Source organism: uncultured Aquimarina sp., assembly GCF_947492115.1.
Lineage (GTDB): Bacteria > Bacteroidota > Bacteroidia > Flavobacteriales > Flavobacteriaceae > Aquimarina.
On the sequence record NZ_CANLMM010000020.1, the window covers coordinates 1 to 8,376 of the forward strand.

An 8,376-nucleotide genomic window follows, 5' to 3' on the forward strand; every position below is an offset into this window, starting at 1 on the left:
AAGTTAACAACCAATGCGCAGAAATATCGAAAAACAAGGTAACATTTTGCCCTGCTACGACACATATATTAAACGTTAGACACAATTACAAATAACCGATAATGAAATGTATAAATTAATTTTTATTGCAGTTTTTTTTTTAACAATAAATGTATTTGGTTGTACTTGTAGGGTTGATGAAGATTTTTTAGAAACGTTAAATCGGAAAAACAAAAAAGAATTAATTTCAGGAGAAATTATTGGGATAGATAACAATCTTTATCAAATAAAAATAAATACTGTTATTAAAGGAAAACTAGTACCAAATACTATTCTTACTTTAGAAAATGGAAATGGTGGTAATTGCTTACCTGTTTTCTTTGAGAGCGATGTAGGAAAATCCTACTTACTTATTCTAAACAAGTCATTAAATCAAACGAAAAACCAATATGAACTAACAACTTGTGGTACGAATATGTTAAGAATGTTTAATAGTAAGATAAAAGGACGAATCTCTGGAGGACGAGGACAGTCTCAGGAAATGCTATTATCTGACTTTCTTGATATATATCATAAAAAAGATTCCTCTAGAGAATTTAAAATATTTGACTTAACTACCAATGAAACATACAAACTTAATGGAGTCGGACAAAGAATTGGCAATTGGAAAATAGTTGGTTATAATAAATTAATAATTGAAAAAGGAGTCTATAATAGTGATGGTATAAAAACAGGAGAATGGATCTATTATCTAATTAAACAACCTTTGATTAATGGTATTCGCTATCCAAATGAAACAGCCATTAAAAAAATAGTTGTGTATAATTCTGGAAAACTAATACAAATTTTACACTACTTTGATAAAAACGGTAAAGCATTGTACTGGGGTACTTTATATGATGGGAATGGAGAATTATTTGAATATGATGATTTAGGTAAATTATATGGAAAATATTCTTATAAAAATGGAATCAGAGAAGGTAATGCCATTGAATATTTAGGTGACAGAATTATAAAGGGAAAATATAAAAATGGAAAACGAGAAGGTGTTTGGATAACTTATGAAAATGATATATGGATACGTAAAGAAGTTTATCTTAATGGAATTAGAATAAAATAAAAGTGTCTAACATTATATAACAAAACATAGCTGCCCTTCGGATCAGCTACGTTTGTTATATTTACCGTTATGCAACATCAGAAAATTATATAAATGAAAATAAAATTACTAATCGGGTTTGTACTTCTTCCTATTTTGACATTTGCCCAGGAGAAATGGACATATCAAAGTGATAGTCTATATAAGATCAATAAAGTTAAATCTAGAAAGTGGTATAATGGAAAAAAACTGAAAGCCACAACATTTTATAATAGAGATGGAAAAATGGTCAAGTTTCAACACGAGCCATTCGTTGGTGGAGAACAAAGAACAATTTATTTTGAATATGATAAAAATAAGAGGTTAGTCAAACAAGTGGATACTACAAGAAATGGTAAACCTGACGAAAAGACTTTGAAAAAATTTAAAAGCTTAGGACTCGACCTTTCGTCCAAAGCCAAATTAGCCAAACCCGAACTAGAAATTTCTGAGTTTAAAATAGAATACAAAGATGGAGAATTAAAAAAACTGACCAAATACTATCCTGATGGAAGCCTAAATCTAGTTGACCATTTCGAAAATAACGGCAAAATACAAACACGAGAATGGTATCGAGATGGGAAAAAGTATCGTGAAACTACAACAGAATATATTAATGATTTCTATAAAGAAAAATACTATGGCTGGGAAATACGTTCTAATTCTAAAAGAAGGGAATGGAATTACACTTACGAGTATACTTTTAAAGATAACGGGCAAGTAAACCAATTCATTCGTTTTGACAATAACGTTCAAAAAGAAACAACGGAATTTACATATGATGAAAATGGGTTACTTACCCAAGTGAAATATTATACCACAGAAAATTTTGAATATGAATACTATAAATAACATTGCATAACACTATATAACAAAACATAGCTGCCCTTTTGGTCAGCAACGTTTGTTATATTTACCATTATCCGTGCATTTTAGGAATCTGAAAGGTAGAACGAAAGCAACGAACGGTTAACCACCCAATGGTCTGAGTATTTTGTGATGGTTAAGGTCTAATCGAGGAAAAAGCGATAGAAAAAACCAAAATTGAGGAGGATTACGGAGTAGTAACGTGCTAAAAAATCGCTTTTTTGGCTGATCAGCTTCTGAGGAAAAAAAGTTCAGGTTCATTTAGCAAGGTCTGTTACTAATCCAATGATTGCAAGGTGATCGCAAGAAAAGAAAAAATAAAATTGACGGAGTAATAACGCAAGTAATATCACCTTGCTTGGCTAGTCTAGTAAGGTTAGTGACTGAAAAAAGAACGCACGATAACAAGATATATGTGTCATAGCAGCAAATTGATCAATCGATTGGTTGTTGTATATTTATGAAGGCTCAATGCTTGCAAAAAGTAAAAATTAGCAATCAATGTGCAGAAAAATCATGAAACAGGGTAACATTTTGCTCTGCTACGACACATATATTAAACGTTGGCAACAAGCTGAAAATAATGACCGAAGAAAAATTAAGTGAGTTAAAGATTATTTCAGAAGTAGATACTTTGAAAGTAAAAGTAGAGGAATTGGGTCAAGGAAATTCAACTCTTCTAAAGATTGCTCAAGAGTCATTTATTATCGGCAGTAAGTCTCATTTGAATTCTTTAAACCCTGAAATTCGAGAAGAATTAGGGTTACAATTGGACTATTTAACTCAACAAGACCCGAGGTTAAAATCTTCTTATATAGAAAAAAAGAACAGATATTTAAGTTTAGGTAAAAGCTTCGCTTCTATTAGCTTTCTTTTTGATTTAGTTGATATTAAGTTCACATTACTCGACTTGTTATTGTTACAAGAAATTTTAATGGACAATGGAGATTATAGAAAATCCAAAGTCTACATTCAACATCCAGATGGTTCAAAAATAGAGTTTGACTATAAAACAATAGATAGCGAGCTTAACAAATTATTTCAATGGTATTATAGAGTTAATGCAAATAATAAAATATCGTCATTAGTCATAGCTGTTTTATTTCATTATAAAATGGTTTCTATACATCCATTTTTAGATGGGAATGGTCGAATCTCTCGTCTGATTCTAAATTTAATACTTCTAAAGAATGGCTTTTTTCCAATCACAATTCCAAATGAAAAACGTAAAGAGTATTACGAATGTTTAGTTATTGGAGATAGGGGAAATTTTGAGCCACTTGTTCAATTCTTTGGAAAATTAACAGCTGATAAGTTAAATCAATATCTAACATTAGCAGGAGAACTTGACGAAATTGGAGACAACAAAGAATATCTCGTTCTTACAGAAGACGGTAATACAGATATGATATCTAAACTACTTGAAATTCATCAAATGGATTTAGATAAAGTTCAAGTAGAATCTTATGAAGGAAAAGACAATTTAGCTTCAGCGATATTCTTTGCTAAAAAATTAAAAGAAAAATCTAAAAACTTACGTGGAATATTAATTCATCGAGATAGAGATAATGACAATCCGCAACAACTAAATCAAATAATTAATAGACAATTAAAGAATTATCAATTAGATTCAATTACAACAGTTTTGATTACTAAGTTCTACGATATTGAAAGTTACTTTTTAAACCAAAACCATATAAATAAAATATATCCTTCCATATCAATAGAAAGAGCTAAAGAATTAATTGAACAAGCAACAATCGAAACCGAACCTACATCAAAAGCTAAATTAAGAAAAGCTTATGCTCAATATGGAAAGTACGGAAAAATGGAAGACCCAAAAGAAAAAGCAGATGAAATAGATGCACTTTACGATACTGACCCAATTAAATTTAGATATGGAAAAGACGTTTTGTGGAAATTAGAGGAACTAATAACAACCGAATTACAATTGACAGATAAAATTAGTTTAACAACATTATCTGAATTTATAAAAGTGACTGAAATAGAGAAATTAAAAGCGTGAAAAGCCAGTTGCCAACACGGTGTATAAAACATAGCTAATAAATGCTAAACCGAAAGGTTTGTGTATATTTAGAAAGTCCGCCAAATTTTTAATTTGGCTTTTAAAAGAGAAAAATTAAAAACAAAATATAAAAATTCGGCTCTGTGTTAATCCGAAAAGTTAGTGTCTTTTTGCACGCTACGTTTCATACACAAGTCCGTTACAAGCAAGCGGTAGAAAAAAACAATTAATGACTGAATTTACAGAACTTTATAAAAACTTATCTAATTCCGAACTTTTAAAAATTATTGCGGAATCTGATAAGTATAATCCAATTGCTGTAGAAACTGCAAAAACTGAAATTGATAGTCGAAAATTATCAACAGAAGAATTAAATCAAGCTAAAACGGAAATTAACAAACAAGAAGAAAAAAAGAAATTAGAAATTGAAAAGCGTAAACGACAAGAGGGAAAAATAAAGGAAAACGCTTCTACTCTTTTTGACACAATCAATCCTATTCAAAACGGAATTCAAACACCAGAAAAAATCATAAGACTTACAACTCTAATTTTTTCCGGAATTGCGGTTTATAGAATTTTCAAAGAATTTGGAATGCTTAGATATATGTTTACAGATAGTGGAGCAAAATGGGATCTAAGTATGGTTGAGTATTTCTTTCATCTCATTGTATTACCTCTTGCAGCATTCCTATTTTGGAAGCGAAAAAAAAGTGGTTGGATTTTGTTATCAATATTTTTGACTTATTCCGCAATCACAGTTATCGGACTATTTTTAATGAATATAGGTCGACAGCCTTCAGGAATACCTGCACTTGAATCATTATTTCCAACAGTTTCGCCAATTACCTATATAATGACTTTGATCTTTTTTGGTGGAACATTATGGTTGATTAGTAAAGAAGAAATCCGAAATATTTATAAAATATCTAAGCAGACAATGTTTTTGACTATCGGATTAACAATAGCAGTGAACGTGATTTATATGTACTCAATTATTGGATGATGAATATGATTTTGAATATTTTAAAATGGGTTTTAATAATTTTATTTTTTCCATTGTCCCTAATTTTTGTTGCTTACTATAAACAGAAAAGAGTGAAAAAAGAATACTATAAAAGTGAACAGAAAGCCAGCTTGTAACACTATATATAACAAATTGGGCGATTAGTGTTTAACCGAAAGGTTCTTGTCCATTTGTAAAGTCGCCAAATCTTTTGATTTGGTATTAAAGAGAAAAATTAAAACAAAATACAAAAGATTTGGCTTGTGGCTAAACCGAAAGTAATCGCTTATTTTCTGCCCAACTTGCCATATATTTAACGTTACCACATATTGAATAAATAGAAATGGGAGGATTTACAAACCTGATTTACTTTAAGGAATATCTATCTGATAAGTCAATTAATCAGATAAAAAAAACTATTGAATCTTGTGGAAAATTTGAGGTGGAAAACGAATTGGATTACGATATAACAGTTGAACATAAAGGTGAGAATTACCCTTTTCGAATTTATTACTCGGACGCTAAAGATGACAAAGATTTTGACTCAGAATCAAAAGCTGAGTTTATAAAAACAATTGGATATGTTCCAAAATGCTATATAGGATTTATGGCTTGGACTAATGAAAAATATGGACAGAAGTTTATTTCGGAGTTAATGCTCAAAGTTCTGGAAATAGAAAACGGATTAGTTGACTTTTCAGCAGCGATTGACCCAAGTTTAACAGGTAATAGAGATAAAATAAAAAAGTTTGTTTCGCAAATTGGAGGAAAAATAATGGAATTGGAATATGAAACCGCAGATGACCGAATATGGTTCACGCATTTAGCGGACAAAGAATTTTTAAATAATTGGGTTGGACATAAAAAGTTCTATATCCCGAAATAAAAACATGTGGTAACAACACCTATGCGATAATGCGAGTTTAGGTTCAAACGAAAAGACATTGTCTATTTGGTTAGTCGCCAAAGATTTAAATTTAGTATTTTAGAAAATATAAAAACAAAACATAAACTTTGGCTAAGTGCTAGTACGAAAACCAGTGATTTTCTGATTCCGCACTACGCATAGCTAAACGTTACCACACATATGAAAAAGTATTTACTAATAATAACTGTATTCACAGTAATAAAAGTCGTTTCGCAAAAACAGAAGACATTATTTCAACCTGAATTTGCGCCTTTTACCATACAATGTGAAAAAATTGGACGAACAATAACTGACAAAAGCACTAATTCTATTGTATCTGAATGGTATGAGGGGAAAAAGCTAAACGAAAAGATCTCACTAATTTCACGACTAGAGTCTGATATTGATGCATCTGAGCTTGATGTGACTTATTATTTAGTCCTTATTAATGAAAAAGTTCCTGCTTACTCATTTCATTTTTTTAACAAAGAAACAAAAGAAGAATTTGGACAATTATTCCTGCTTTTCAAGAACAGAGATAACGTATTAATTGATGAAATAAAATTAGTGGATAAAGCAGGACTGGAAAAAATAAAATCCGAATCTGAAAAAAAATCTGAATTCAAAAATATACCGCCACCTCCTCCACCGCCACCTTTAATAAAAAATTAAAACGTGTGGTAACATTATATATGAAATCAGAGCAATCTAATGTCGAATCGAAATGTCATTTTCCATTTGGAATGGCGCTAAATTTTTATAAGTTTAACAAGAAATAAAAATGCGCAGATAGATCAATTGGTTCAGGTGTGCTTGCCTTACTCCGATTCATATATTAAGCGTTATGCTCAATTAAAAATATGACTGCAAAAGACCTATTATATAAATTACTTGATTATAATTACTTGTGGGCAAAAGCTGATGTGATCAATGACAAACCAAGTGTTATTCGAAGACAACAAATAGAATCCTTACTAGACGCATTTGGACTGTCTAAAAAATATGTAAATCCTTTAGTTCAAATAAAGTACTCTATTATTGGAGAAAAAGAAAAGTTAAGTAGAGCAAAACAACTTAACAAACTTACAAATATTGAATATTTACAACGTGGAGAATTTTTACATGACAGGCCTTATGGAGAAAACAAAGAACTATCTGAAAGAGCGATAAAGAAAATTAAAGAACTCTATGAACACCCTCCAGAAGACAGGATGAAAAGACCAGTTGATATTGGATGGATGTTTAATGATCTATTAAACTTTCGACAAGAGATTTATAAAGTTGCATATCCTTGGGGTGGAATGCTCGAAGGATTTTCTGTTGGTTTAATTTATAGTCAATACTTACAATCGGAATTGAAAAACCTAATTAAAGAGAATATAGAAGAAATAGACAATACTCTTTGGCTAATTCTGGACCCAAAACAAAAAGAGATTGATATAGAAGAATTGAAAAATAAGTTTGACTATCCTGATGTTGATTTAGATAATATTGATTTAGATTGGAGAATAGATAATTATTAGAAAAGAGCATAACAGGTTGTATATTGCATATGCTACCTTCGTTAGCAAACGCAACATACAAGAAACGTTAGCAGTAAGTTGAACAAACCCATGAAATATCTCAAAATCTTACTATTATTCATAACTTTTTATTCTTGCAAAACAGAGAATAAACCTGAATTGAAATTCGAATCAAGTTATGGAATGTACTCAGTTCTAATAAATGAATTTAACAATACATCATTTCACATTGAAAAAGAAATCCAAGAAAAAATAAACGACCTAAACCAAAATGACTCCCTAAATTCGGATTTTCTCGTCTACGATGACTGGACAAAAGAGTATGTATCTTATTTAGACAATCTGACTGACCAACTTATAGAAAATTCTAAAATTGGTAATATTAACGAAAACCAAAAAGCTCTTACCGAAATTCAGCAAGTCAACAACTTGTTTTTTATTAATGGAGATTACAGCACAAAAGGAAATGAATTTATTAATAAAACCGACTCTTACAAGGAATTGATTTTAAAGTATGTTAGTAACCAAAATCTGATCTTAAGAATAACAAATACACTTGACACAAGAGACATAACTGACAGAAATGGTAATACTATTAAAACCCTAGATTATTTCTTTAAAGACCAATCTTTGATTGGAACAATAGCGTATTTAAAAAACAGAAAAAAGAATGTTCTCGAATTTGAGAAAGAATTTTTGAGCTGCGATAAACTAAATAAATAAAACCTACTGCTAACATGGTATAAATTTAATTGCTAAGCTCTGTGCTTACTTCGAAAAATCCTGCGGATTTTTCCAATGTCGTTTCCCTTTTGTTACCTTTAGGTCTTAACACCGCAACTAAACTTATACGAACCGTTGTACCTAATACCACTACGAAACTCAATGAAACTCAATGAAACTCAATAAAAGCATTTATACATTACTAATTTT

The 8,376-nt window shown here is 30.3% G+C and carries 8 protein-coding genes; all 8 read left to right on the forward strand.

All coding sequences use genetic code 11. From position 1 onward, the window contains the following. Positions 1-106 precede the first annotated feature (106 nt). The 8 genes from Q1A73_RS24050 to Q1A73_RS24085 all read left to right on the forward strand — a co-directional run bounded on the left by Q1A73_RS24050 (position 107) and on the right by Q1A73_RS24085 (position 8,166). Positions 107-1,099, forward strand: a complete 993-nt coding sequence (locus tag Q1A73_RS24050) for a hypothetical protein (protein ID WP_299611232.1) — start codon at positions 107-109, stop codon at positions 1,097-1,099. 93 nt (positions 1,100-1,192) lie between these two features. Further along, positions 1,193-1,969, forward strand: a complete 777-nt coding sequence (locus Q1A73_RS24055) for a hypothetical protein (protein ID WP_299611235.1) — start codon at positions 1,193-1,195, stop codon at positions 1,967-1,969. Positions 1,970-2,567: 598 nt separating this feature from the next. Next, positions 2,568-4,010 carry a Fic family protein gene (locus Q1A73_RS24060; RefSeq protein ID WP_299611239.1) on the forward strand — a complete coding sequence of 481 codons (1,443 nt, stop codon included), beginning with the start codon at positions 2,568-2,570 and terminating at the stop codon, positions 4,008-4,010. Between the two features lie 229 nt (positions 4,011-4,239). Continuing rightward, positions 4,240-5,013: a hypothetical protein gene (locus tag Q1A73_RS24065; RefSeq protein ID WP_299611241.1), complete on the forward strand. Its 774-nt coding sequence runs from the start codon at positions 4,240-4,242 to the stop codon at positions 5,011-5,013. Positions 5,014-5,356: 343 nt separating this feature from the next. Continuing rightward, positions 5,357-5,899, forward strand: coding sequence for a DUF6368 family protein (locus tag Q1A73_RS24070; RefSeq protein ID WP_299611243.1), 543 nt, complete (start codon positions 5,357-5,359; stop codon positions 5,897-5,899). Between the two features lie 201 nt (positions 5,900-6,100). Continuing rightward, positions 6,101-6,592 (forward strand): hypothetical protein, encoded by a 492-nt coding sequence (locus tag Q1A73_RS24075; RefSeq protein ID WP_299611245.1) that lies wholly within the window; start codon positions 6,101-6,103, stop codon positions 6,590-6,592. A gap of 188 nt (positions 6,593-6,780) precedes the next feature. Continuing rightward, on the forward strand, positions 6,781-7,443 hold the full coding sequence (locus Q1A73_RS24080; protein ID WP_299611247.1) for a hypothetical protein: 663 nt from the start codon (positions 6,781-6,783) through the stop codon (positions 7,441-7,443). A gap of 90 nt (positions 7,444-7,533) precedes the next feature. Further along, the gene (locus Q1A73_RS24085) at positions 7,534-8,166 is read left to right on the forward strand and encodes a hypothetical protein (RefSeq protein WP_299611250.1); all 633 of its coding nucleotides are present in this window, start codon (positions 7,534-7,536) and stop codon (positions 8,164-8,166) included. The last annotated feature ends 210 nt before the right edge of the window (positions 8,167-8,376 follow it).

What these genes read in the sequence shown, in the direction of transcription:
- Q1A73_RS24060 (WP_299611239.1), top strand. Translation starts at nt 2,568, where the DNA reads ATGACCGAAGAAAAATTAAGTGAGTTAAAGATTATTTCAGAAGTAGAT.
- Q1A73_RS24055 (WP_299611235.1), top strand. Translation starts at nt 1,193, where the DNA reads ATGAAAATAAAATTACTAATCGGGTTTGTACTTCTTCCTATTTTGACA.
- Q1A73_RS24085 (WP_299611250.1), top strand. Translation starts at nt 7,534, where the DNA reads ATGAAATATCTCAAAATCTTACTATTATTCATAACTTTTTATTCTTGC.
- Q1A73_RS24050 (WP_299611232.1), top strand. Translation starts at nt 107, where the DNA reads ATGTATAAATTAATTTTTATTGCAGTTTTTTTTTTAACAATAAATGTA.
- Q1A73_RS24065 (WP_299611241.1), top strand. Translation starts at nt 4,240, where the DNA reads ATGACTGAATTTACAGAACTTTATAAAAACTTATCTAATTCCGAACTT.
- Q1A73_RS24070 (WP_299611243.1), top strand. Translation starts at nt 5,357, where the DNA reads ATGGGAGGATTTACAAACCTGATTTACTTTAAGGAATATCTATCTGAT.
- Q1A73_RS24080 (WP_299611247.1), top strand. Translation starts at nt 6,781, where the DNA reads ATGACTGCAAAAGACCTATTATATAAATTACTTGATTATAATTACTTG.
- Q1A73_RS24075 (WP_299611245.1), top strand. Translation starts at nt 6,101, where the DNA reads ATGAAAAAGTATTTACTAATAATAACTGTATTCACAGTAATAAAAGTC.